This is a genomic window from Rhizobium sophoriradicis, from assembly GCF_003939025.1.
Taxonomy (GTDB): Bacteria; Pseudomonadota; Alphaproteobacteria; order Rhizobiales; family Rhizobiaceae; genus Rhizobium; species Rhizobium sophoriradicis.
In genome coordinates, this window is the sequence record NZ_RQIH01000006.1 from 18,798 (window position 1) to 40,992 (window position 22,195).

Here is a 22,195-nt window from a genome sequence, read left to right on the forward strand (position 1 = left end):
ACCTCAGTTCGGAAGGGTGAGTGTTCGCACCGGTCTCAGTTCGACCGCGCCGTAGCGGGCCGACGGAATTCGCCCGGCGATCTCCTTCGCCTTCGCCATGTTAGGCGCCTCGATGACGTAGAAGCCCGCCAGATGCTCCTTCGTCTCGACATAGGGGCCGTCGGTGACGGAGAGCCTATTGTTTCGAACCCGCAGCACGCTCGCCTGGTCAGGCATTTCGAGCGCATCGGAATGGATCATGAAGCCGTCGCGGCACAGTTCGTCGTCGAAGGCAAAGTGCGCTTTGATGAGATCGTCGGTTTCATCCGGTGTCAGCCTGCCGTCGGTGTCGGTGCTGTTATAGATCAGGCAGATGTAGCGCATGGTTATTTCCCATCTTGGATGGAATAGGCTGGGCGGACTTCGATCGAGCAATATTTAAGAATCGGGAAACTGGACGCGATGGTCTTTGCCTCTTCGATATTCTCGGCCTCGAGCAGCACAAAACCGCCCAGATGCTCTTTGATTTCGGCAAACGGACCATCGGTTGCGGAGACTTCGCCATTGTGCAGGCGAAGCGTGATCGCCGTCGATGGTTCATGCAAGGCGTGCGCTACCAGGAGATGACCGCTGTCGCGCCAGCGATTGTCGCTGATAATGCATTCCTGCGTAACGGCATCCCACTCGGCCTGGGGAACCAGCTTGCACTTTTCGGTGTCGAACCAGATCTGACATAGAAACTTCATTGGCGCCTCCTCATTGGGCTCTCAAGTCATGGATTGGCCGCACCTCGATGGCGCCGAATTTGGCGAGCGGAATGCCGGCGGCGATGCGGATTGCGTCGTTGAGGTCCTTGGCATCGATCAGGATGAAACCGCCGAGCGCCTCCTTCGTCTCAGCGAAGGGACCGTCCGTCACCGATGTCTCACCGCTCCGCACCCGCACGGTCACCGCCGATGTCGGCGGCTGCAGCGCCTGGGCGACGATCATGTGCCCGCTTTCGGCAAGGTCCTTGTCGTAGTTCAAGGAATTCGCGTCGAGCGCGGCCTTCTCCTCTTTCGTCATCGCGTCGAGCACCGCGCCGTCGAACCAGACCTGACAGAGATATTTCATCGCAGACAGCCTCCTTGCGATGTTTCAATGACTCTGGACGATCGAGCTTCACACATTTCGACAGCGGCAGAAAAAATATTTGTCGCCGCCGGCTGTCGAAATCGCAGGGCAGCACTCGACAAGGCTTCATCGAAACCTGTCGAGGAGAACGGCAATGAGTATTCTTGAAATCGCGATCGCAAGCCAGATCTGGGCACGCCGCCATGACAAGCCTCGTCAGGCGTTCGAGGAAGGCGATGGAATGAAGGTTCTCTTACGCACCGCTTTCACCTTCATCGCCTTCAGCCTGCTGATAGCAGGGCTGAACCTTGCTGCCGGCCGACCGCAGGTGGTTGCGCAGCAGCCGGCGCCTGTCGTGGCGGGACGATGAGGAAACGGCCTATTGAAAGGCCGTTTCGAAGAAGCTGCGCAGCTTGCGCGAATGCAGGGCTTCCTTCGGCATGGCGGCCAGCTTCTGCACGGCGCGGATGCCGATCTGCAGATGCTGGTTGACCTGCGTGCGGTAGAAGGCCGTCGCCATGCCCGGCAGCTTCAATTCGCCGTGCAGCGGCTTGTCGGAGACGCAGAGCAGCGTGCCGTAAGGCACGCGGAAGCGGAACCCGTTGGCGGCGATCGTTGCCGATTCCATGTCGAGCGCGATGGCGCGCGCCTGCGATAGCCGCCTCACCGGCCCGCGCTGGTCCCGCAGTTCCCAGTTGCGGTTGTCGATCGTGCCGACGGTGCCGGTGCGCATGATGCGCTTCAGCTCGAAGCCCTCGTAGCCGGTAATTTCGGCGACGGCCGCCTCCAGCGCCACCTGCACTTCGGCGAGCGCCGGGATCGGCACCCAGACCGGCAGGTCGTCGTCGAGCACATGGTCCTCGCGCATATAGGCATGGGCAAGCACATAATCGCCGAGCCGCTGGCTGTTGCGCAGGCCGGCGCAATGGCCGAGCATCAGCCAGGCATGCGGGCGCAGCACGGCGACATGGTCGGTGATCGTCTTGGCGTTGGAGGGACCGACGCCGATATTGATCATGGTGATCCCGGCATGGCCCTTCTTCTTCAGATGGTAGGCCGGCATTTGCGGCAGGCGGGCAAGTGTCGCATCCGTTTCCGGCCCGCTCGAGCCGGGCAGGGTGACGATATTGCCGGGCTCGACGAAGGCGGTATAACCGTCGCCGCCCTCGGCCATCTGCTTGCGCGCCCAGCTGCAGAATTCGTCGATATAGAACTGGTAGTTCGTGAACAGCACGAAGTTCTGGAAATGCTCGGCATGCGTCGCCGTGTAATGCGACAGCCGGGCGAGCGAATAATCGATACGCTGGGCGGTGAACGGCGCAAGCGGCGAGGGCTCGCCCGGTGGCGGGATGTATTCGCCGTTGGCGATCTCATCGTCGGTGGTGTTGAGATCAGGCGTGTCGAAGATATCGCGCATCGGGACATCGACGAAGGCGGAGGCCGATGCCTCCACATGCGCGCCCTCGCCAAAAGCGAAGTGCAGCGGAATCGGCGTCGTCGATTCCGAGACGATCACCGGAACATTGTGGCTCTTCATCAGCAGCGACAGCTGTTCCTTCAGGTAATGCTTGAAGAGCTTCGGCCGGGTGACCGTCGTCGTGTAGATGCCGGGCGCCGTGACGTGGCCGTAGGAGAGGCGCGAATCGACATGGCCGAAGCTGGTCGTCTCGATGCTCACCTGCGGATAGAAGGCGCGGTAGCGCGAGGCGATCGGAGCGCCTTGGGCAAGCTCGGTGAAGCTCTGGATCAGAAACGCCGTATTGCGCTCGTAGAGTTCGGTCAGCGTCTCGACGGCCTTGGCGGGATCATCGAAGCTCTGCGGCTGGAAAGGAGAGGGAGAGGAAATGTCGAGGGGCGACAAAGGGGAGATTCGTTTGTTCATGGCGCATTATAGAGAGTTGTTTTTGACAAGCAAACGACGTGCGCCGGCGGAAATCGATTTTTTATCTTCTTCCGTGTCTGTACTGCTCACCGCACCGTCGGCGCGCAGAAGGTCCCGTTTCTCTCCAGGCAGGTATAGCTCGCACCGAAATGCGACTGCGTGCCGCCGCCGCCCTCATGCACGACGACCGCCGAAAATGTGACCGCGAAGATCGCTGCGAACAACGTGATGATGCTGAAACGTCTTGCCAGAATGTAGAGGTTCATCTCATGCCCCGATACGGCAACCTAACCATGACAAGAGTTTTGTCATGCGGCGGCTGAACGAGTGCTGAGATGCCGGTTCATCCACCGTTCAGCTTGCGGGGCAGGGTCGGGCGAATTGTCGCGAAAATCGGCGGGCGGAGAAGCTTTCGAAGCATGCCGCATTTCCGCCGGCATGCTTCGGCGTTTTGAATGTTTGCTGCGTCGGCCTTATCGCATCAGAGCCGCGTCCAGGTCTGCGACTTGCAGAGGATTTTCAGGACGCAGCCCTGCATCCGCAGCGAATTGCCGGAAACCTTGCCCGAGCCGCTATAGGTCTTGTCGGCGGCCGGATCGGTAATCTCGCCGGCGTAGCTGCCGCCGGTGCCGGCAAGTGTGCCGATCTTCCGGCCGCTGTATTTGCCGGTTTTCAGCGTCACGCAGTAACTGCCGCCGCAGGCCGCGATCACCGCCGTTTCGCCAGAGGCGGTTTTCCAATTGCCGACGATCGGCTCTTCGGCATGCGCGGTGCCCGCGATGACGGCGATGGCGCTGGCGAAAATGAAGCTGCGGATCATCTTTTCCTCCCTGATGTCCTTTTGACCGGCCGCGAAAATAACTGACGCGAACGTAAAGGTAAATACAGGCGATCGGCTATTGCCGGAGATCGCCGAAAGCAGAAAAAAAGCGAGAGGTCGATGCGTTTAAACTGTCGTCTGCTGATTTCATGATGAACGATCGGTTTATTTTCGAATCTGAATCTTTCGTAAAATTCGAACGAAAACCCCTAAGCTCCAAGGCATCCGATGTTTAACAAAAATTCAATTTTACCAAGTGTTTGCACTTTGTTTGTCTCAAATTAATCATGGATTTTAGGCGTTTTTTGAAGGCCGTTCGGCATAGTGAAGCCATCAAACGAGCGGGACAAACCCGCCGAAACTGAAGGGCTGCAAGCCGCGATAGACGGCAAGGTCCGGAGGTAAAACAGGGTAAGTCACAAACAGGCTAACAGGGATAAAACCGATGGCACGCTTTGAAATGCACAATGCTGAAACGGCCACCATGGGTGGCGACAACAGCGCCGATGTCTTCTGCGAAATGGGTCTGATGTATGCGACCGGCCGCGGCTGCGCCGTCGACCTCGTCGCTGCCCACAAATGGCTGAACATTGCCGCGATCAAGGGCAACGACCGCGCCGCCGAGCTTCGCGCCGACGTGGCCGCCACCATGAACAAGATGCAGCTCGTGGAAGCGTTGCGTGCTGCCCGCGAATGGATGACGGTCCACTGAAACCGTCTCCTGCTGGCGGTTCGACAGAAATAACAACCTCGAAAGAGGGGCTGGCGGGGCGATTTGAAACGCCGATGCCGGGAGAAGAGCACCGCGGCCGGCTATCCTCCACCGGCCGCGGTTCTTCGTTGAATTATCAGTATGACGTCGTCCGAAAACCGCTGACACGTTCGGCATCACGCTTTATCAGCCGATCGCCTTCAGCACCTGCGGCAGCGCTTCCTCGAACAGCGCCATGTCGGTCTCCGGTCCGACGCTGACGCGGATGCAGCGGTTGAGCGGTGCCACACCGGGCATGCGGATGAAGACGCCATGCTCCATCAGCCCGTCGACGATCGCCCGCGCATAAGCGCCGTCGCGGCCGGCGTCGATCGCCACGAAATTCGTGGCCGAGGGCAGCGACTCAAGGCCGTTTGCCCGGGCGATGCGGCCGATCCGCTCCCGCGCCGCATGGATCTTGCCGACCACCTCGGTGAGATAGGCTTGGTCCTTGAGGGCGGCGAGCGCGGCAGCCGTCGCCAGCCGGTTCATGCCGAAATGATTGCGGATCTTGTCGAAGGCCTGCGCCGTGCCCGGCGTCGAGATGACGTAGCCGGTGCGGGAGCCGGCAAGGCCATAGGCCTTGGAGAAGGTGCGGGTGCGCACGATGTTCGGCAGATCGATCAGCGAAGCGATCGACGGCAGCGAATTTGCCGGCCCCGTCTCGCTATAGGCCTCGTCGAGCACCATCAGCGTCGTCTCGGGCAGCGCCCGGGCGAAAGCGACGATGCTGTCGGCGTCCCACCAGCTTCCCATCGGATTGTCGGGATTGGCAAAATAGACGAGCGGCGCGTTCTCGCGCCTGACGGCTTCGAGCAGTCCGTCGAGATCCTCGCGGTCATTGACATAGGGCACGGTCACCAGCCGCCCGCCGAAGCCGGCGACATGGAAATTGAAGGTCGGATAGGCGCCGAGCGAGGTGACCACCGGCGCGCCGGCTTCGATCACCAGCCGGACGATCTGGCCGAGCAACTCGTCGATGCCGCCGCCGATGGCGATATTGGCGGGGGAGATGCCGAGATGGGCGCCGAGCGCTTCCCTCAGCGCGAAATTTTCCGGATCATTGTATTTCCAGATATTGCCGGCCTCCTCACTTATCGCCGCAAGCACCGAAGGAGCCGGGCCGAAGCCGTTCTCGTTGGCGCCGATGCGTGCCAAGACTGCACGTCCGCGTTGGCGCTCGATGGCCTCGGGGCCAACGAAGGGAACAGTGGAGGGCAGGGCGCTGATGAGCGGCGTGAAGCGCGAAAAGGCGGACATGCGAAGGCAAGTTCCCGGACATGTTGACGGTTGGCGCAACAATAGGCCGGGGTACGGCCAAGGCAAGCAAGATTATTTCGACAGCTGACCAATGGGAGACGCTTGCGGGCGGAACAGCGGCGCACGCCGTGCATCGATCGCTTCCATGTTGCCGACGAGGAAATCGGTGCGCACCACGCGGCGCAGGACCTCGGGATCCATCAGGTTGATGAACCGCACGCCGATGCGTTCCTTGTTGCGGTAGACCTCGGCACAGCCGATCCGATAGGCGAGGCCGAGGATGTTGAGATAATAATGTTTCGGCAGACCGGCGGTGGTCGACACGATGAAGGTCGCGCCGCCTTGCGAGATATCGATGATCTCGGCGCTTCGCATCGAAACCCCTGTGAGGCACGGCCGGACGGCGACGATACGGGCGGGGCGCTTGACGTGGAACTCTTCCCAGCGCAGGTCGTAAATGGCGGATTTGACCGTGGCAAGGTGTGTGGCGCGGAGCATAGTCATCTTACATTCTCCGTCAGACAGGGCATAGTTGGGGTTCTTGCTCTGGTGCAAGCTGATCTTGCTCCGGCCAAGGTCACATGAATGTTTTGCGCATTCGTCAAAGATAAAATGACAATTTTAACGAGTTTGAAATTTGTTCCCATTCGGGACGTCGGCAGTCATTCCAAATCCGTTTCAGCAAGATTTCTGACGGTATGTCATTTGAAACCGGATCGCCGCTCCACTCGATTTCTGACCCAATTTCTCGAACTCTTTCAACGGCCGGACGTTCTGTCTTGATCGATGAAGCATGGCGAGCTTCGATGACGACAGCGAGGAGTTGAAGATGACCGACGTCAGAATTCCCGGGAAATCATGGATTGTAGTCTGCAATGGAGCCAAGGCTCTGATCATGCAGAATGCCGGCGATGCCCAACTGATGAACCTCAAGGTGCTGGAAACCCTGACGCAGCCGAACGAGCCCGATCGCGAAGTCGGCGCCGACAAGCCTGGCCGCAGCCATGCCGCCGATGGGTTCAGCCGCAGCGCTGTCGAAGAGACCAGCTGGCAGGAGCAGGCCGAAGCGCAATTTCTGAAACATGTGGCGGAACGAATGGACGAGCTGACCCAGGCAAAGGATGCGCACCGCATCGTCCTCATCGCGCCGCCGAAGGCGCTCGGGACCTTGCGGCCGGCACTCAGTGCCGAGACGCAGGCAGCGATTTCGGCGGAATTGGCGAAGGACTATACCAATCTGCCGATCGACGAAATCGAGCGACATCTCGCCGCGTGATCAAACCCGAGCCTAGGAGAGCGCGGGCCTGAATGGTCCGCGTTTTTGTTTTGCCTCACATCGACGGCCGCTGCCCGGCAAATAGGTCTTCATGATCGGCAAACAGCGCTGCCAGGCGGTCGATGACGGTCCTGACCTCCGGCCGTTGCCGCTCATCGTCATGCGCGACGATCCACATCTCGTAGGTCAGGTCGTCGATGACAGGCCCGGCGCGTACGAGCTTGCGTTCCTGATCGCCGATGAAACAGGGCAGCACGCCGCGGCCGGCCCCGCCACGGATCAGGTAAAAAAGCATATGCGGCGTGTTCGTCCAGCTGGTGATCCAATAATCCGGCTGTTCGAACGTCCATTTGTCGGCCGGGGTGATCGCGGTGTCGGTGCCAAGCGAAATCCAGTTGCAATTGGTCTGAGCAAAATCGGCCGCCTGGTAAGCGGCATGGGCCACTTTGACCGAACGGCGAATGGCGACGTTGCCGCTGTCCGGCCGGCTGCGGCGAATGGCGATATGCGCCTCGCGATAGGTGAAGTCGACGCCCGCATCACAGGTCTTGTAGCACATGCGGAAACTGTCCTTCGGCGTCCAGACGCCGGCCAGATGGTCGGCGATGAAGCGCAGGGTCCAGCTGTCGGCGGCCGTCGAGACGATCGGCAACGTCAGAACCTCGCCGCGCCAGTCGGAGATCGCCTGCGCCGCATCCTGCATCAGCCGGACGCGATCGAGCAGTTCCTGACCATCCCTGGCCAGAAGATAACCGGTAGGACCGCGGCTGAACAACGAACGACCGGTCGCCCTTTCGAGCGCCAGCATGCGCCGGCCGATCGTCGGCGCGCTGATGCCGGTGCGTGCTGCAGCCGCCGAAAGCCCGCCGCCGGTCGCGACATGGAAGAAGAGTTGCAGATCGTCCCAGCTCGCATCTTTCATGGATGAAAACCCCCTTTCTCCAGCGCCTCTACATAGCCAGTGCGTGAAGGCCTAGCTCAAGTGCTCCAGCAATAGATGGAGGATAGGCAATGCTTCTCAACTGGGTCGTTCTCTTCGAGGAAGTCGAAACCCGCAATCGCCGCATGCGCCGCGATCCCATGGCCGATCCGCTCGATGGCCCGGAATGGCGCGGACTTCGCTGGATCATTCCGATCTTAACGCGTCTGGCCTCAGGAAGAGGCGAGACCGGAAAACCGCGCCGCGATAGGGCGCGGATTGACAATAGCCTCAGGTTTCGAAGCTCAGTCGCAGCACGTGGTGCAGGAATTCAGGATTGAGCAGCATGTTGAAGCTGATCGTCACCAGTCCCTCTTCGCGCTTGACCATGGTGGCGCCGATCTCGTCGTGGATGCCGAGGATCTCGAGAAAGAAATGGCTCGGCATCTCCAGGCTCGGGCTGACTTCGAGCACCGCGCCGGCCAGCGTGATCGTTCGGATCAGGCAGCGCACCTGCGTTCCGGTGCTGAGGTGATGGCCGACGAAGATGATGTTGCCGGGCCTGTCGAGGTTGAATTCCCTGTAAGCACGTTCCGCCTTGCGGTGTTCTGTGTCGAGGTGCATCTGAAAGGCCCTTTTAGCCTCCGCTTGTTCTACCACAGGATATTAGCTGAAGAATGCTGACGACTGCTGAAGAACATCGTTAGAATTGAGCGCATAGCCGGAACCTCCCGGAAAATCGCACCGATTTCGGGCAGATTTGCCCCGAATCTGCTCATTGCCCGGCGCACATGCGCCATTCTTGACATGTCGGCAGCCTTCGCGCATAGAAAGGGCCGGTTCGAGGCACCGGCCGCTCGCGGATGAAAATCCATGGTGAAGCCCTCGCGATCATGGTCACGGCCCTTTGTGCATGCTGACTGGCGGCAATGCGAGCTCCCATCCCGCAGTCGAAGAGCATGCCTTGCAAAGGCTGACGCCATGACGACGACCTATCCTGCCATTGAAGACTTGAAGGCCCAGGCCAAGCGCTTGCGCCAGGCGATGAACGATCGCGGCACCCCGCTGACCCACAGTGCGGCGCTGGAAATAATAGCCCGCCAGCACGGCGCGCGCGATTGGAATACACTCTCAGCCCTTGCGGCAAAGCCCAATGCGGGAGCGAAGACGCCGCTCTTCGTCGGCGCCCATATTCGCGGCCGTTATCTCAATCAACCGTTCACCGGCGAGGTTTTGGCACTGTCGGCCCTGCCGGGCGGCGATCTCCATAGGATCACCATCCATTTCGACGAGCCGGTGGATGTCGTCACTTTCGAGAGCTTTTCCGCCTTTCGCCAGCGTGTGAACGCGCAGATCGATGCCGACGGCCTCTCGCCGCGGAAAACCTCGAACGGCGTGCCGCATCTGGTGCTCGATCTTTGATTGCTCCTATTTCCTGGAAGGCCGACATGTAGATTCAAACTGCAGCAGCGCCGAGATGGCAAAGGCTTGGCGCTGCCAGATTATTTAGCGATCGAACCCGGGGCTTTACGCCTTCACTAGCCACTCGTGCTCGACGGCATTGTGGAATTTCCAGATCCGTTGCGGCCCGGCCATCACGTTGAGGTAATAGAGATCGTAGCCATGGCAGGCCGCGCACGGATGGTAGCCTTTCGGCACCAGCGTCACGTCTCCGTCCTCGATCGCCATCGCTTCGTCGAGCGAGCGGTCGTCGGTGTAGACACGCTGGAAACCGAAGCCCTGCGGCGGATTGAGGCGATGATAATAGGTCTCTTCCAGAAAGCTTTCGTTCGGCAGGTCGTCCTGATCGTGCTTGTGCGGCGGATAGGAGGAAGTATGGCCGCCCGGCGTGATCACCTCGACGACGAGCAGCGAATGCGCCGAATTGTCGTCTTCAGGCATGATATTGTTGACGTAGCGTACATTCGTGCCCTTGCCGCGCGTCACCTGCGGATGCGTGCCGGGCGGAATTTCCTTCGCCTGGTAGGTCCCGCCGCCGGGCGCCGAGCAGACGGCCAGCTCCAGATCGGTCTCCGCCGTCACCGACCATGTCGATTCCATCGGGATGTAGAGCGCATGCGGCGCGCCGTCGAAGGGGCTCATCCGCTCGCCGAGCGTGCCGAAATCCCTGGTGCCGGCCGACGCCTGGCCCTTGCCGGTGACCCAGACGAGGCACACTTCCCGATCTCCGGTCTCTCCCGAAACCGTCTCGCCCGGCTTCAAGCGATTCAGATCGAAGCCGACATAGGTCCAGCCGGCATTCTCAGGGGTGACATGCGTGACGCGGCCATGCGTGCCGGATGGTTTCACCTTGAGGTTTGGCATTGGTGTTTCTCCTCATAAATTGTGGGGTGCGGCCCCCTCATCCGGCTGCCGCCACCTTCTCCCCCAGGGGAGAAGGGATATGCCGCGCCGTCTCTATTCCCCTTCTCCCCAGCGGGGAGAAGGTGCCCGAAGGGCGGATGAGGGGGCTTCTTGCCCGACGATGCTCTTAAGCCCCGGGTCTTTTGCACCCGTTATCCCTTAGGAAAGCCTTCGGTCGCCACGGTATAACCAGCCGCCGTCATCACCCGCATCAGTTCGGCATGGCCGATCTCAGCCATCTTCTGCGGCGGCGCCTTGCGCGGATCCTGTTCGGCTTCGACGACGAACCAGCCTTCATAGCCGTGGTCGGCGAATCGCTGGACGATGGCGCCGAAATCGAGCGAACCGTCGCCCGGCACGGTGAAGGCGCCGAGCGCCACCGCGTCGAGGAAGGACTGCCGGCTGCGGTCGAGCCCATCCACCACTGATTGGCGAATGTCCTTGACGTGGACATGATTGATTCGGGCATGGTGATTGTCGATGGCGCGCAGCACGTCGCCGCCGGCAAAAGCGAGATGCCCGGCATCGAGCAGCAGCGGAATGCCTTCGCCGGAATTGCGCATGAAGGCGTCGAGTTCCGGCTCGGTTTCCACGACGGCCGCCATGTGGTGGTGGTAGGAAAGAGGCATGCCCTGCTCGGCGCACCATTCGCCGAACTCGGTGACGCGGCGCGCATAGGCCTTCATCTCGTCGTCGGCGAGGCGCGGCTTGGTGGCGAGCGGCTTGGAGCGGTCGCCCTGGATAGAGCGGCCGACTTCGCCATAGACGATACAGGGCGCATTGACCGCCTTGAACAGTTCGATCATCGGCGCGATGCGGTCCTTGTTGGCCGCAAGCTCCTCATCGACCAGCGTGCCGGAGAACCAGCCGCCGCACAGCGTCACGTCGGCGGCGCGCAGGATGGGCAGCATTTCTTCCGGGTTGCTGGGGAAACGGCGCCCTTGCTCCATGCCGGTAAAGCCGGCGCTGCGCGACTGCCGCAGGCATTCCTCCAGGGACACATCGTCGCTGAGTTCGGGAAGGTCGTCGTTCCACCAGGCGATGGGCGACATGCCGAGTTTGGCCTTCATCTACATTCTCCTTAAATGACATCGGGAGGAGCGGGTGCGCTCCTCCGGAAAATAGCGGTAACCTCGTTAACCGATGCGCTGGGAAGCGCGGGCTTCGACATAGCCCTTGCGCGCCTTGTTGACCTCTTCGCGTGGGCTGACCTCGGGCACCGCGACATCCCACCAGTGGCCGCCGGCCTCCGTGGTGATCAAGGGATCGGTGTCGATGACGAAGACCGAGGTTCGGTCGTTCTTCTTCGAGCTGGCGATCGCCTGCTCCAGCTCCGCGATTGAGCCGACCTTGACGGCGATGGCCCCCATGCTTTCGGCATGTGCGCGGAAATCGATCTCCGGCATCACCTCGTGGTAGGAGTCCTTCAGCAGATTGTTGAAGTTGGCGCCGCCTGTTCCCATCTGCAGCCGGTTGATGCAGCCATAGCCGCGATTGTCGAGCACGACGATGTTGAGCTTGAGGCCGAGCATCACCGAGGTTGCGATCTCGGAATTCATCATCATGTAGGAGCCGTCGCCGACCATGACGACGACATCGCGTTCGGGACGCGCCATCTTGGCGCCGAGGCCGCCCGCGATCTCGTAACCCATGCAGGAAAAGCCGTATTCCATGTGATAGCTGCCGGGCGCCGTCGCCGGCCAGAGCTTGTGCAATTCGCCGGGCAGGCCGCCGGCGGCGCAAAGCAGCGTCGTATTCTCGCCGCCGATCGTGCGCACCACCGCGCCGATCACCTGGGCGTCGGAGGGCAGGGCGGCATTGGTCGTCGCCATCGCCTTCGCCGCAGCTTCCATCCAGATTTTCTTCTCGGCCGCGGCCTTCTCAGCCAACGCCGCCGGTGCTTTCCAGCCGGAAAGGCCCGCCGAAAGCGCCCTCAGCCCTTCGCGGGCATCGGCCACAACAGGGTGGCTGTCATGCTTCACCGCGTCGTAGGCGGCGATATTGAGCCCGATCATCTTCAGGCTGTCATTCTTGAACAGTGCCCAGGAGCCGGTGGTGAAATCCTGGCAGCGTGTGCCGACGGCGATGACGAGGTCCGTCTCTTCGGCGATCGCATTCGCTGCCGATGTGCCGGTGACTCCGACCGAGCCGAGCGCCAGCGGATGGGTCTCGTCGATTGACGACTTGCCGGCCTGGGTGACGACGACCGGAATGGCGTGGGCCTCGGCGAAGGCGGCAAGCTCCTGCGTCGCCTGCGAATAAAGCACACCGCCGCCGGCAACGATCACCGGCTTCTGCGAGGCTTTGATCAGCGCGATCGCATTGGCGAGCTCATTCGCATCTGGCTGCGGCCGGCGGGTCGTCCAGACCTTTTCCTCAAACAGGCTTTCCGGATAATCGAAGGCTTCCGCCTGAACATCCTGGCAGAGCGACAAGGTCACCGGACCGCAATCCAAGGGATCGGTCAGCACCTGCATGGCGCGCTTCAGCGCCGAAATGATCTGTTCCGGCCGGGTGATACGGTCGAAATAGCGCGAAACCGGACGAAAAGCGTCATTGGCCGATACCGTGCCGTCGCCGAAATCCTCGATCTGCTGCAGCACCGGATCCGGCGCGCGGTTGGCGAAGACGTCGCCGGGCAGGAAGAGAACCGGAATGCGGTTGACATGCGCGACACCGGCCGCCGTCACCATGTTCAGCGCGCCGGGACCGATCGAGGTCGTGCAGGCCATGAAGCGCGTGCGGAAATTCGCCTTGGCATAGGCGATCGCGGCATGCGCCATGCCCTGTTCGTTATGGGCGCGATAGGTCGTCAATTCCTCGCGCACCTGATAAAGCGCCTCGCCGATGCCGGCGACATTGCCGTGACCGAAGATCGCCCAGACGCCGCCGAAGATCGGTACCTTCCGGCCGTCGACAACCGTCATCTGCTTTTTGAGGAAATGCGCGACGGCCTGCGCCATCGTCAACCGAATCGTCTTGCCCATCGGGGTCTCCCGCAATTCTTTCTCTTTACGTTTTCCCCTCCCCAACCCCTCCCCACAAGGGGGAGGGGCTAACCTGCCGGGCTCTTTCCATTCTCGCCGCAAGGTTTCATCCGCAGGACGTTTGCTCACGGCGTGAGGCGATGCCTCAGATTAAGTCCCTCCCCCTTGTGGGGAGGGGTTGGGGAGGGGTCTTATTTCCTACTGAAGCCCGCGCGTCTTCAGCCACGCCTCAGTCAGTTGCCGGAAGCGGCCGGCCATGTCGGCGATCGCCTCCTCGTCGTTCATGGCACCCGAAAGCCAGGCGCGCGCCGCGTCAGCAAAGATCGTCCTGCCGACGGCGAAGCCCTTCACCGAAGGAGCCGCCAGCGTCGCCTCGAAGCAGGAGATCAGCTCCTCGGCGGGTGCCTCGAGCCCGAGCAGCACGATACCGCGGCACCATGGATCATTTTTGGCAATCACCGCGTCGATCTTCTTCCAGGCTTCGCCGGAGGCTTGCGGCTCCAGCTTCCACCAGTCCGGCTTGATGCCGCGCGCATAAAGTTCTTCGAGCGCGGTTGCGATCGTATCGTCGGTAAGCGGTCCGTTCTTGCCGGCGATGATCTCCACCAGCAGCTCGCGGCCGACCTTGCGGGCGGCTTCGAACAGCGTGCGCAGCTTCTCCTGCTGCTCGCTCTTCAATTCGGCCGGATCGTCGGGATGATAGAAGCACAGGCACTTAATGCAGTGGCCGAGCGGCCATTCCACCAGCTGGGAGCCGATATCCTGGCTAAATTCGAAGCGCAGCGGCTTCGAGCCCGGCAATTCCACCGGCCGGCCGATCCAGGAGAAATTTTTCGTTGCCGCATCGAAGAAGGCGTCGCGGCCGAAACGTTCGTCGATCAGCATGCCGTAACCGTCGCGGCCGTTCGAAACCCGCGCTGCCGCCGAGACCGCCAGCCGCTTGAAGGCGACGATCTTCTCATGGCCGACGCCGAGCTCGTCGGCGACGCTGACGAGCTGCGAACGATGGTCGATCGCCAGCGCCATCAGCAGCGGAATTTCGCCACGCCGGGTCGATGCCCAATGAATATGGTTGATCGCCTCGTCCTTGCGCAGCGCCCGGTATTTGCTGCCCGTCTTCAGGAAGAAGTCGAGTTCCGCCCAGGTCGGATATTCCGGCGAGCAGAGCAGACGGGAGACGGCGAAAGCGCCGCAGGCATTGGCCCAGGTGGCGCAGGTCTTCAGTGGTTCGTCGCGCAGGAAGCCGCGCAGGAAGCCGGACATGAAGGCATCGCCGGCGCCGAGCACGTTGAAGACCTCGATCGGGAAACCCTGGCCGACGATGCCGGCTTCGAGATCGTCGGCGATCGGCCCGTCATAGACGATGCAGCCCATGGCGCCGCGCTTCAGCACGATCGTCGCCGGCGTCAGGCGGCGAATCTCCTTCAGCGCGCCGAGCACGTCGTCAGCACCGGAAGCAATCAGGATTTCCTCCTCGGTGCCGACGATGAGATCGCAATCGGGCAGCGTCTCCTTCATCTTCGAGGAAACGCGGTCGGATTTCACATAGCGCTCGAAACCTTCGGCATGGCCGGCAAGGCCCCAGAGGTTCGGCCGGTAGTCGATGTCGAAGATCACCTTGCGGCCGTTCGCCTTGGCGATGCGGATCGCCTTGCGCTGCGCGGCCTCGGTGTTCGGGCGGGAAAAATGCGTGCCGGACACCAGCACGGCGCGCGACGATCTGATGAAATTCTCGTCGATATCGCTTTCGTCGAGCGCCATGTCGGCGCAGTCGGAGCGATAGAAGATCATTGGCGATACGCCCTCGGCCTCCACCGCAAGCAGCACCAGCGCCGTCAGCCGCTCCTTGTCGGTGATGATGCCGTCGGTCGCGACACCTTCGCGGGCCGCCTGCTCGCGGATGAAGCGCCCCATCTGCTCGTCGCCGACGCGGGTGATGAGGCCGGATTTGAGACCGAGCCGCGCCGTACCGATGGCGATGTTGGACGGGCAGCCGCCGACCGATTTGGCGAAGGAGCCGATATCCTCCAGTCGTGACCCGATCTGCTGGCCGTAAAGATCGACCGATGAACGGCCGATCGTGATTACATCAAGCGCCGGCTCCGGCTGTGAACCCGGATTCGTTTGTACCATGATGTCCTCCCGCTAGATTTGCGCGGCTTCCAGTGCCTGCGAATTGCCAATAATGAAACATTGGTTCCGATATTTTGTCAATTCGGAATGTTTATTCCATTTTCGCTTTTCCCGCTTTTGCGTGCTGAAGCTTGCGTCGCCGCTCGGCGATGGCCACCGGCAGCGCCATGGTGAGCGCCATCGAGGCCGAAAGCGAGCGGAAGCCGGCGAAATCGGCCTCCGCCACCTCGAACCAGTGCGTGGCGCAGGCAGCAAGCGGCGAGAAGGCCGAATCGGTGATGGCGATGATGGGGACGCCGCGGTCGGCAAGCTCCTGGCTCTGGCTGAGGCTGTCGGCCGCGTAAGGAGAGAAGCTCGCGGCGATTGCCGCATCCTTGGGCGTTGCGAACTGCACCATTTCAGGGTCGACCCCGTTCGGGGAGGCGACGATCTGGTGGCGGATGTTGAGCTTTGCAAAAGCATAGGTCATATGCGCCGTCAGCGGGTAGGAACGCCGTTTGGCGATCAGATAGATCGTTTCGGCGGCGGCCAGAATATCCACCGCTTTCGTGAACGTATCGCTCTGCACCGTCGCCGCCAGTCGGTTGACCGACTGGCTTGCCGCGGCGATGAAGCCGGACAGCAGATTGGCGTCCTCGTCGTCGCCGCTCGCCTGCTCCAGCGTGACGAGCCGTTCTTCATAACTCAGTGTCCGGTCGCGCAGCCTTTCGCGGAAGATGCTCTGCAGATCGGAAAAGCCTTCATAGCCCAGATGATGCGCCAGGCGCACTAGCGTCGAGGGCTGGACGTCGGAGGCAGCGGCGATGCTGGCCGTCGTGCCGAAGGCGATTTCGTCGGGATTGCCGAGCGCGAAGGCGGCGACCTGCGCCAGCCGCTTCGGCATGCTCGCCTTGCGCTCAATGATAGTGCTGCGCAGGCTTTCGAAATCGCGCGGCACACGCGCCTGCCTCTGGGGGTCATTATCCATGCTTGCGGCTCACGGGATGAAACAAATATTCCATATTGTCGAGCATAGACGATTTCAAACGACACGCCTAATTGTTTTTAATCGCCTGTAAATCAAGGCTTTTAAACAATTCGGCAGGGAAGGGATGCGGAAATGCCGGTGAACCCTCTCTTGTCAAAATGATCCAAATATTCCAAAAATCGCGCGCAGTCCTGGAGGAGACGGAAATGAAGCCACTTGGCATCGGTTTGATCGGCACGGGTTATATGGGCAAGTGCCACGCGCTGGCCTGGAATGCGGTGAAGACCGTGTTCGGCGATGTCGAGCGTCCGCGGCTCGTGCATCTGGCTGAAGCCAATGCCGGGCTTGCGGAGGCGCGCGCCTCCGAATTCGGCTTCGAGAAGTCAACCGCAGACTGGCGGGCGCTGATCGCCGATCCAGAGGTGGACGTCGTTTCCGTCACCACTCCCAATCAGTTCCACGCCGAGATGGCGATTGCAGCCCTCGAAGCCGGCAAGCATGTCTGGTGCGAAAAGCCGATGGCGCCGGCCTATGCCGATGCCGAGCGGATGCTGGAAACGGCGGAGCGCTCCGGCAAGGTTGCCGTCCTTGGCTATAATTATATCCAGAACCCGGTCATGCAGCACATCAGGACGCTCCTGGGCGAGGGCGCCATCGGTACGGTCAATCATGTCCGCGTCGAAATGGATGAGGATTTCATGGCCGATCCCGACGTCTTCTTTTATTGGAAGAGCGAGCTTGCCGCAGGTTACGGCGCGCTTGACGATTTCGCCGTGCACCCGCTGTCGCTGCTCTGGTATCTTTTCGGCCACGTCGAGGCCGTTATTACAGACATGGTGAAGCCCTATGCCGACCGCCCGCTCAGCGCAGGCGGGCGCCGTGCCGTCGAAAATCACGACGCTGCCAACGTGCTGATGCGGCTTGGCGGCGGCATCTCTGCCGTGTTGATGGCCAATCGCGCCGCCTGGGGACGCAAGGGCCGCATCGCTCTGCAGATTTACGGCTCGAAAGGCGCGATCCTCTACGATCAGGAACGGATGAACGAATTCGAGCTCTATCAGGCCGATGGCCGCGGCTCCGAACAGGGTTTTCGCAAGATACTGGCGGCACCCGCCCATCGGCCGTATGATCGCTTCATTCCGGCGCCTGGCCATGGCCTCGGCTTCAATGATCTCAAGATCATCGAATGCCGCGAGCTGATCCGGGCGATCTCGGGCGAACCGTCGTCGATCGTGACATTTAAAGACGGTCTCAGGATAGAGAAGTCGGTGCATGCCATGGCACAATCCTTCCACGAGCGTCGCTGGATCGAGATCGGCCGAATGTAAGAGGCCGCTTCCGTTGACGGCGCATAGGGCAGGGGATAGGCCTTGGCGAGAGTGTCGAGCCTAGTTTCAGGAGTGAGATCGTGACGGACAGATTGGTGATCATCGGCGCTGGACAAGCAGGTTTTGCCCTGGCGGCCAAGTTGCGCGCTTTGAAGGATCCGCGCCCGATCACTCTCATCGGCGCCGAGGATGTAGCTCCCTATCAGCGCCCGCCGCTTTCGAAGAAATATCTGCTGGGGGAAATGAGCTTCGACCGCCTGCTGTTTCGCGACCAGCACTGGTATGCCGACAATGACGTCGACCTTCGCCTTTCCACCTGGGTCGAGGAGATCAAGCCGGACAGCAAGCAGGTGCTGCTGCAGGACGGCTCTATTCTCGACTACGGCACGCTGGCGCTGACCACCGGCTCGACGCCGCGCCGGCTGCCCGCGGCAATCGGCGGCGATCTCGAAGGCGTCTATGTCGCCCGCGACAAGCGCGACGCCGACCTGCTCGCCGACGAGATGCGGCCCGGCCGTCGCGTCCTCATCATCGGCGGCGGTTATATCGGCCTGGAGGCGGCAGCCGTTGCCCGCCATCTCGGCCTCGAGGTCACCGTTATCGAGATGGCCGACCGCATTCTGCAGCGCGTTGCGGCGAAGGAGACGGCCGACATCATGCGCGCGATTCATGAGGGTCACGACGTGGTGATTCGCGAGAAGACCGGGCTCAAGCATCTGATCGGCAAGGATGGCCGTGTTTCCGGCGCCGCGCTTTCCGACGGCTCGGTCATCGACGTCGATTTCGTCGTGGTCGGGATCGGCGTCGTGCCGAACGATCAGCTTGCCAAGGAAGCCGGGCTCGAAGTCGCCAACGGCATCATCGTCGATGACTTCGCCCGCACCTCCGATTCGGCGATTTTTGCGGCTGGCGATTGCGCGGCCCTTCCCTGGCAGGCCGGCCGCATCCGGCTCGAATCGGTGCAGAATGCCGTCGACCAGGCCGAAGCGGCGGCAGCCGTCATCGCCGGCGGCAGCGAGCCCTATGATCCGAAACCGTGGTTCTGGTCCGACCAATATGACGTCAAACTGCAGATCGCCGGCTTCAATCTCGGTTATGACGATACGTTGCTGCGCCCCGGCGCCCGCGAGGGCGCCCATTCGGTCTGGTATTTCAGGGAAGGCCGGCTGATTGCCGTCGACGCGATCAACGACGCGAAAGCCTATGTGACCGGCAAGAAGCTGCTGGAATCCGGAACCAACCCCGACCGATCGATTCTCGCCGACCCCTCCGCCGATCTCAAGAGCCTGCTTGGCTGAGCTGGTATCCGCTTATCGCCTATTCCCTGCAGCGGCACGAATGCGGTCGCGCGGCCGCTATGCGTTTCGCGATTGCGCATAAGAGGAGAGACGAGAAACGGCGGTGCTCTCCTTGAGCGCTTGGCGGTAGAGCCTCTCTCCTATTGAAGAGAGGCGCGATCGAATCATGCCGATCATGGGCGGGCAGCAACGCGCCTTTGCCCGACCCGATGGAAATGCCGGCCGCTGCATTTCTTCTGATGAAAACTCAAAAAGCCCTTGCATTCACAGACCGGTCACCATAGTTAGGCCGCACCGGAGAGGTGGCCGAGTGGTCGAAGGCGCTCCCCTGCTAAGGGAGTATACGTCAAAAGCGTATCGTGGGTTCGAATCCCATCTTCTCCGCCATTTCGATTTCCGCAGCGCATGTCGTGTCTTAACCCTTCGGTGGGAATCGTGGTCGCCTGATTGGCGATGTCTCGCAGTCGCGCGGCGGAGAAATCTCTTCCCTTCGAAGAGAGAATCGTTGGCGGGGAATCACTTCCCGCGTTCCTGTCTCGGCGACCTGCGAAAGCGGATCGGTGACCGGCCGGTTACGCTTCCAGCGATCCGGATGTCTCCCGCAATGATCAGATTTTGTCAGAAAAACGTCACGAATGTGTCGGAAGGCGCATGTCCAGCCCTTTTGTCGATCTCTACTAAGCACCCGCAAAATAAGACTTTTCTTAACAAAGCATAAAGGAAATCGAGGCCGGGTGCCCGACTTGTGTCCTTTCAGCAACAGAATGCGGGGAAGGCTCCCCCAAACCCCTCTTTGGAGTAAGTTGGTGATTGCGTGACGGCCGCCGTCTTGTATTTTCACCCTCGGAAGCAAGGGCGACGGATCGTCCACTTCTTGAAACACGGGGATGGGGCAGGGAACGCTGCTCAGCGAAAGATCCCAAACCCGATCGAAACTTTGAATTGGAGGTCATTTATGAACATCAAGAGCCTTCTTCTCGGCTCCGCTGCTGCTCTCGCAGTAGTTTCCGGTGCTCAGGCTGCTGACGCTATCGTTGCTGCCGAGCCGGAACCGGTTGAATACGTTCGCGTCTGCGACGCTTACGGCACCGGCTACTTCTACATCCCCGGCACCGAAACCTGCCTCAAGATCAACGGTTACATCCGTTTCCAGGTTGACGTTGGTGATCAGCCGCTCAACGGTTCGGACAGCAACGACTCGGACTGGGATGCTCGTACGCGCGGCCAGGTTCAGTTCACGGCCAAGAGCGACACCGAATATGGTCCGCTGACCGGCGTTATCGTCATGCAGTTCAATGCTGACAACGCTTCGGATCAGAGCGCCAAGCTCGACTCCGCTTACCTCGACATCGCCGGCTTCCGCGCTGGTCTGTTCTACAGCTGGTGGGACGACGGCCTCTCGGGCGAAACCGACGATATCGGCTCGCCGGTCACGCTGCATAACTCCATCCGTTATCAGTACGAAACCGACGCCTTCTACGCTGGCATCAGCGTCGACGAACTCGAAGACGGGTTCTACAAGTCTGACGAAGAGCCGAACAACGTCGGCGTAGCCGTCGGTCTCGGCGGCAAGGCTGGTGCGTTCAGCTACCAGATCACTGCCGGCTATGACGTCGACAACGAAGAAGGCGCTGTCCGTGCAATGGGTACGGTTGACATCGGTCCCGGTACGCTCGGCCTCGCTGCCGTATACGCTTCCGGCCCGAGCTCCTACTACACCAAGGCTGAATGGGCTATCGCTGCCGAATACGCTATCAAGGCAACCGACAAGCTCAAGATCACTCCTGGCGTCCAGTACTACAGCAACTACTACGTTGCTGGCGACGACTTCAGCGATGACGACGCTTGGAAGGTTGGTCTGACGGTTGATTACCAGATCGTCGACAACTTCTACGCCAAGGCTTCGGTTCAGTACCTCGATCCGGAAAACGACGACGACGCGACGGCTGGCTACTTCCGCCTGCAGCGCTCGTTCTAATCTGATGTGACTTCGGTCAATCAGGAAAGCCCGGCTCTCGAGCCGGGCTTTTTGTGTTTGTACGAATGGCGTGGAGGCGGCTGGCGCATCGGCCCGAAAAGCGGAGCCCGTTTCGGAAAGCACATCGGCTTGCAAGCTTGTGGCTCCCTTGCGCATCTCTAGAGGTGTGCGGCTGTAGCTGAGAGGTCTCCATCAGCTATCGGCAGCTGGCGAGGAACGCTCCAATTGCAGCAGGGATATTCCCAAGATGGAGCAGGGGCGCGTGTCCTTGTCCCTGAGCAGCATGCAGGATCAGGCTCGGATGCCGGCGGACCATTTCCTCGACCGTCTCCTTTGAGATCAGAGCGGTATTTTCGCCGCGGATCAGCATCAGCGGAAAACGGCTCAGGCTTTCGAATTGCTCCCAGAGCTCGGGGGGCGGCTGGCTGAAATCTACCGATCGCAGCGCCTCTGCGATCGCCGGATCGAAGTCGGCGACCGGTCTTCCGCCGATGTCGCGATAAAGCGCAAGCGCCATCTCGCGCCAGTCTTCCCCTGCAAGCGCGGTAAACGAGGCACCGTGATTCTCCTGCAGTATATCGGCCGCCTCTCTCCAGTCGGCCGGCTTCCTGCCGCTGTTCAAATAGTCGCGAATGAGTAGCAGCCCTCCGGCCTCGATAGCAGGGCCGATGTCGTTCAGGATCACGGCGTCGAGAAGATCCGGCCGTGTCGCCGCGATCAGATGCAGGATCAGTCCGCCACGTGATGTGCCGATGAAAATCGCCCGCTCGATGCCGAATGCCGCGCAGGCGGCAATAATGTCGCCGGCTTCGACGGCGATATTGTAATTGGCCTTGTTCTCATCCCATGCGGAGTTTCCGCGCCCGCGTGAATCGAGCGCGATCACCCGGCGTGGGCCTGTCTCGTCGCGGCAGAGACGCAGCGCAAGCGGGTGAAAATCGCGGCTATTGCGGGTCAGGCCGGGCAGGCAGATCACCGGCAGCCGTTCGGCGGCGGCCGGCCCCTCGGGCCGGTAGTCGCGGGCATAAAGCGTCAGCCCATCGGCAGAAGAATAATATCGTTCCTGGAAACCGCCTGCATCCATGTTCGCCACCGCATCTCAAGAACGATCTGAGCTCGAAGATGTAGCCTGCTTTTGAA

Annotated in this window: 24 protein-coding genes and 1 tRNA gene; 9 read left to right on the forward strand and 16 right to left on the reverse strand. The window is 61.0% G+C overall.

Going from position 1 to position 22,195, the window contains the following annotated elements:
- Positions 1 to 3 precede the first annotated feature (3 nt).
- The 3 genes from EFR00_RS11005 to EFR00_RS11015 are packed head-to-tail and all read right to left on the reverse strand — an operon-like array spanning position 4 to position 1,092.
- Entirely contained in the window at positions 4 to 363 is a 360-nt protein-coding gene (locus EFR00_RS11005; protein WP_077993127.1) for a YciI family protein, read from the reverse strand.
- Between the two features lie 2 nt (positions 364 to 365).
- Positions 366 to 725 (reverse strand): YciI family protein, encoded by a 360-nt coding sequence (locus EFR00_RS11010; protein WP_009988990.1) that lies wholly within the window; start codon positions 723 to 725, stop codon positions 366 to 368.
- Between the two features lie 10 nt (positions 726 to 735).
- The gene (locus EFR00_RS11015) at positions 736 to 1,092 is read right to left on the reverse strand and encodes a YciI family protein (protein ID WP_077993129.1); all 357 of its coding nucleotides are present in this window, start codon (positions 1,090 to 1,092) and stop codon (positions 736 to 738) included.
- A 154-nt stretch (positions 1,093 to 1,246) separates the two neighbouring features.
- Between EFR00_RS11015 and EFR00_RS11020 the strand changes: the two genes are divergently transcribed.
- Positions 1,247 to 1,462 (forward strand): hypothetical protein, encoded by a 216-nt coding sequence (locus EFR00_RS11020; protein ID WP_077993130.1) that lies wholly within the window; start codon positions 1,247 to 1,249, stop codon positions 1,460 to 1,462.
- Between the two features lie 9 nt (positions 1,463 to 1,471).
- On the opposite strand, the gene EFR00_RS11025 is transcribed toward EFR00_RS11020, so the two are convergent.
- From EFR00_RS11025 to EFR00_RS11035, 3 genes are all read right to left on the reverse strand, one after another.
- Complete coding sequence (locus EFR00_RS11025; RefSeq protein WP_038687881.1) at positions 1,472 to 2,974, reverse strand: AMP nucleosidase; 1,503 nt, start codon at positions 2,972 to 2,974, stop codon at positions 1,472 to 1,474.
- 86 nt (positions 2,975 to 3,060) lie between these two features.
- Entirely contained in the window at positions 3,061 to 3,240 is a 180-nt protein-coding gene (locus EFR00_RS11030) for a hypothetical protein (RefSeq protein WP_009995126.1), read from the reverse strand.
- Between the two features lie 215 nt (positions 3,241 to 3,455).
- Positions 3,456 to 3,794: a DUF2147 domain-containing protein gene (locus tag EFR00_RS11035; protein ID WP_077993131.1), complete on the reverse strand. Its 339-nt coding sequence runs from the start codon at positions 3,792 to 3,794 to the stop codon at positions 3,456 to 3,458.
- A gap of 445 nt (positions 3,795 to 4,239) precedes the next feature.
- Here EFR00_RS11035 and EFR00_RS11040 point away from each other — a divergent pair, with 445 nt between their 5' ends.
- Positions 4,240 to 4,506: an SEL1-like repeat protein gene (locus EFR00_RS11040; protein ID WP_038687885.1), complete on the forward strand. Its 267-nt coding sequence runs from the start codon at positions 4,240 to 4,242 to the stop codon at positions 4,504 to 4,506.
- Positions 4,507 to 4,692: 186 nt separating this feature from the next.
- Here EFR00_RS11040 and EFR00_RS11045 read toward each other — a convergent pair whose 3' ends face one another.
- Positions 4,693 to 5,805 carry a pyridoxal phosphate-dependent aminotransferase gene (locus EFR00_RS11045; RefSeq protein ID WP_077993132.1) on the reverse strand — a complete coding sequence of 371 codons (1,113 nt, stop codon included), beginning with the start codon at positions 5,803 to 5,805 and terminating at the stop codon, positions 4,693 to 4,695.
- Positions 5,806 to 5,877: 72 nt separating this feature from the next.
- Positions 5,878 to 6,309 (reverse strand): pilus assembly protein PilZ, encoded by a 432-nt coding sequence (locus tag EFR00_RS11050; RefSeq protein WP_039618820.1) that lies wholly within the window; start codon positions 6,307 to 6,309, stop codon positions 5,878 to 5,880.
- A gap of 325 nt (positions 6,310 to 6,634) precedes the next feature.
- On the opposite strand from EFR00_RS11050, the gene EFR00_RS11055 reads away from it, so the two are divergent.
- On the forward strand, positions 6,635 to 7,081 hold the full coding sequence (locus tag EFR00_RS11055; protein WP_038692389.1) for a baeRF12 domain-containing protein: 447 nt from the start codon (positions 6,635 to 6,637) through the stop codon (positions 7,079 to 7,081).
- A gap of 55 nt (positions 7,082 to 7,136) precedes the next feature.
- Here the strand turns inward: EFR00_RS11055 and EFR00_RS11060 are convergent, their stop codons facing one another.
- Positions 7,137 to 8,003: a LysR family transcriptional regulator gene (locus EFR00_RS11060; RefSeq protein WP_077993134.1), complete on the reverse strand. Its 867-nt coding sequence runs from the start codon at positions 8,001 to 8,003 to the stop codon at positions 7,137 to 7,139.
- Positions 8,004 to 8,092: 89 nt separating this feature from the next.
- Here EFR00_RS11060 and EFR00_RS33515 point away from each other — a divergent pair, with 89 nt between their 5' ends.
- Positions 8,093 to 8,341 (forward strand): hypothetical protein, encoded by a 249-nt coding sequence (locus tag EFR00_RS33515; protein ID WP_077993135.1) that lies wholly within the window; start codon positions 8,093 to 8,095, stop codon positions 8,339 to 8,341.
- Here EFR00_RS33515 and EFR00_RS11070 read toward each other — a convergent pair.
- Positions 8,292 to 8,624: a hypothetical protein gene (locus tag EFR00_RS11070; protein WP_077993137.1), complete on the reverse strand. Its 333-nt coding sequence runs from the start codon at positions 8,622 to 8,624 to the stop codon at positions 8,292 to 8,294. The two genes, EFR00_RS33515 and EFR00_RS11070, sit on opposite strands and share 50 nt — an antisense overlap.
- 357 nt (positions 8,625 to 8,981) lie before the next feature.
- Here EFR00_RS11070 and EFR00_RS11075 point away from each other — a divergent pair, with 357 nt between their 5' ends.
- Positions 8,982 to 9,422, forward strand: a complete 441-nt coding sequence (locus EFR00_RS11075; protein ID WP_009996047.1) for a glyoxalase superfamily protein — start codon at positions 8,982 to 8,984, stop codon at positions 9,420 to 9,422.
- Positions 9,423 to 9,527: 105 nt separating this feature from the next.
- Here the strand turns inward: EFR00_RS11075 and iolB are convergent, their stop codons facing one another.
- The 5 genes from iolB to EFR00_RS11105 form a co-directional block, all read right to left on the reverse strand.
- The gene (gene iolB, locus EFR00_RS11080; protein WP_009996048.1) at positions 9,528 to 10,325 is read right to left on the reverse strand and encodes a 5-deoxy-glucuronate isomerase; all 798 of its coding nucleotides are present in this window, start codon (positions 10,323 to 10,325) and stop codon (positions 9,528 to 9,530) included.
- A 191-nt stretch (positions 10,326 to 10,516) separates the two neighbouring features.
- Positions 10,517 to 11,434 (reverse strand): myo-inosose-2 dehydratase, encoded by a 918-nt coding sequence (gene iolE / locus EFR00_RS11090; protein ID WP_009996050.1) that lies wholly within the window; start codon positions 11,432 to 11,434, stop codon positions 10,517 to 10,519.
- Positions 11,435 to 11,500: 66 nt separating this feature from the next.
- Positions 11,501 to 13,351, reverse strand: coding sequence for a 3D-(3,5/4)-trihydroxycyclohexane-1,2-dione acylhydrolase (decyclizing) (gene iolD / locus EFR00_RS11095; RefSeq protein ID WP_077993138.1), 1,851 nt, complete (start codon positions 13,349 to 13,351; stop codon positions 11,501 to 11,503).
- Positions 13,352 to 13,549: 198 nt separating this feature from the next.
- Entirely contained in the window at positions 13,550 to 15,484 is a 1,935-nt protein-coding gene (locus EFR00_RS11100) for a bifunctional 5-dehydro-2-deoxygluconokinase/5-dehydro-2-deoxyphosphogluconate aldolase (RefSeq protein WP_077993140.1), read from the reverse strand.
- Positions 15,485 to 15,575: 91 nt separating this feature from the next.
- The gene (locus EFR00_RS11105; RefSeq protein ID WP_038687902.1) at positions 15,576 to 16,451 is read right to left on the reverse strand and encodes a MurR/RpiR family transcriptional regulator; all 876 of its coding nucleotides are present in this window, start codon (positions 16,449 to 16,451) and stop codon (positions 15,576 to 15,578) included.
- Positions 16,452 to 16,657: 206 nt separating this feature from the next.
- On the opposite strand from EFR00_RS11105, the gene EFR00_RS11110 reads away from it, so the two are divergent.
- From EFR00_RS11110 to EFR00_RS11125, 4 genes are all read left to right on the forward strand, one after another.
- Entirely contained in the window at positions 16,658 to 17,779 is a 1,122-nt protein-coding gene (locus EFR00_RS11110) for a Gfo/Idh/MocA family protein (protein ID WP_038692391.1), read from the forward strand.
- 80 nt (positions 17,780 to 17,859) lie between these two features.
- On the forward strand, positions 17,860 to 19,077 hold the full coding sequence (locus tag EFR00_RS11115) for an NAD(P)/FAD-dependent oxidoreductase (protein WP_077993141.1): 1,218 nt from the start codon (positions 17,860 to 17,862) through the stop codon (positions 19,075 to 19,077).
- Between the two features lie 296 nt (positions 19,078 to 19,373).
- Positions 19,374 to 19,464: transfer RNA gene (locus EFR00_RS11120), tRNA-Ser, on the forward strand.
- A 568-nt stretch (positions 19,465 to 20,032) separates the two neighbouring features.
- Positions 20,033 to 21,055: a porin gene (locus EFR00_RS11125; RefSeq protein ID WP_009991568.1), complete on the forward strand. Its 1,023-nt coding sequence runs from the start codon at positions 20,033 to 20,035 to the stop codon at positions 21,053 to 21,055.
- A gap of 196 nt (positions 21,056 to 21,251) precedes the next feature.
- On the opposite strand, the gene EFR00_RS11130 is transcribed toward EFR00_RS11125, so the two are convergent.
- Positions 21,252 to 22,148 (reverse strand): alpha/beta fold hydrolase, encoded by an 897-nt coding sequence (locus tag EFR00_RS11130; RefSeq protein WP_077993142.1) that lies wholly within the window; start codon positions 22,146 to 22,148, stop codon positions 21,252 to 21,254.
- Between the last annotated feature and the right edge of the window lie 47 nt (positions 22,149 to 22,195).

What these genes read in the sequence shown, in the direction of transcription:
- EFR00_RS11060 (WP_077993134.1), bottom strand. Translation starts at nt 8,003, where the DNA reads ATGAAAGATGCGAGCTGGGACGATCTGCAACTCTTCTTCCATGTCGCG.
- EFR00_RS11055 (WP_038692389.1), top strand. Translation starts at nt 6,635, where the DNA reads ATGACCGACGTCAGAATTCCCGGGAAATCATGGATTGTAGTCTGCAAT.
- EFR00_RS11070 (WP_077993137.1), bottom strand. Translation starts at nt 8,624, where the DNA reads ATGCACCTCGACACAGAACACCGCAAGGCGGAACGTGCTTACAGGGAA.
- iolE (WP_009996050.1), bottom strand. Translation starts at nt 11,434, where the DNA reads ATGAAGGCCAAACTCGGCATGTCGCCCATCGCCTGGTGGAACGACGAC.
- EFR00_RS11005 (WP_077993127.1), bottom strand. Translation starts at nt 363, where the DNA reads ATGCGCTACATCTGCCTGATCTATAACAGCACCGACACCGACGGCAGG.
- EFR00_RS11110 (WP_038692391.1), top strand. Translation starts at nt 16,658, where the DNA reads ATGAAGCCACTTGGCATCGGTTTGATCGGCACGGGTTATATGGGCAAG.
- iolD (WP_077993138.1), bottom strand. Translation starts at nt 13,351, where the DNA reads ATGGGCAAGACGATTCGGTTGACGATGGCGCAGGCCGTCGCGCATTTC.
- EFR00_RS11105 (WP_038687902.1), bottom strand. Translation starts at nt 16,451, where the DNA reads ATGGATAATGACCCCCAGAGGCAGGCGCGTGTGCCGCGCGATTTCGAA.
- EFR00_RS11010 (WP_009988990.1), bottom strand. Translation starts at nt 725, where the DNA reads ATGAAGTTTCTATGTCAGATCTGGTTCGACACCGAAAAGTGCAAGCTG.
- EFR00_RS11100 (WP_077993140.1), bottom strand. Translation starts at nt 15,484, where the DNA reads ATGGTACAAACGAATCCGGGTTCACAGCCGGAGCCGGCGCTTGATGTA.
- EFR00_RS11015 (WP_077993129.1), bottom strand. Translation starts at nt 1,092, where the DNA reads ATGAAATATCTCTGTCAGGTCTGGTTCGACGGCGCGGTGCTCGACGCG.
- EFR00_RS11030 (WP_009995126.1), bottom strand. Translation starts at nt 3,240, where the DNA reads ATGAACCTCTACATTCTGGCAAGACGTTTCAGCATCATCACGTTGTTC.
- EFR00_RS11025 (WP_038687881.1), bottom strand. Translation starts at nt 2,974, where the DNA reads ATGAACAAACGAATCTCCCCTTTGTCGCCCCTCGACATTTCCTCTCCC.
- EFR00_RS11045 (WP_077993132.1), bottom strand. Translation starts at nt 5,805, where the DNA reads ATGTCCGCCTTTTCGCGCTTCACGCCGCTCATCAGCGCCCTGCCCTCC.
- EFR00_RS11035 (WP_077993131.1), bottom strand. Translation starts at nt 3,794, where the DNA reads ATGATCCGCAGCTTCATTTTCGCCAGCGCCATCGCCGTCATCGCGGGC.
- EFR00_RS33515 (WP_077993135.1), top strand. Translation starts at nt 8,093, where the DNA reads ATGCTTCTCAACTGGGTCGTTCTCTTCGAGGAAGTCGAAACCCGCAAT.
- EFR00_RS11125 (WP_009991568.1), top strand. Translation starts at nt 20,033, where the DNA reads ATGAACATCAAGAGCCTTCTTCTCGGCTCCGCTGCTGCTCTCGCAGTA.
- EFR00_RS11050 (WP_039618820.1), bottom strand. Translation starts at nt 6,309, where the DNA reads ATGACTATGCTCCGCGCCACACACCTTGCCACGGTCAAATCCGCCATT.
- EFR00_RS11040 (WP_038687885.1), top strand. Translation starts at nt 4,240, where the DNA reads ATGGCACGCTTTGAAATGCACAATGCTGAAACGGCCACCATGGGTGGC.
- EFR00_RS11020 (WP_077993130.1), top strand. Translation starts at nt 1,247, where the DNA reads ATGAGTATTCTTGAAATCGCGATCGCAAGCCAGATCTGGGCACGCCGC.
- iolB (WP_009996048.1), bottom strand. Translation starts at nt 10,325, where the DNA reads ATGCCAAACCTCAAGGTGAAACCATCCGGCACGCATGGCCGCGTCACG.
- EFR00_RS11075 (WP_009996047.1), top strand. Translation starts at nt 8,982, where the DNA reads ATGACGACGACCTATCCTGCCATTGAAGACTTGAAGGCCCAGGCCAAG.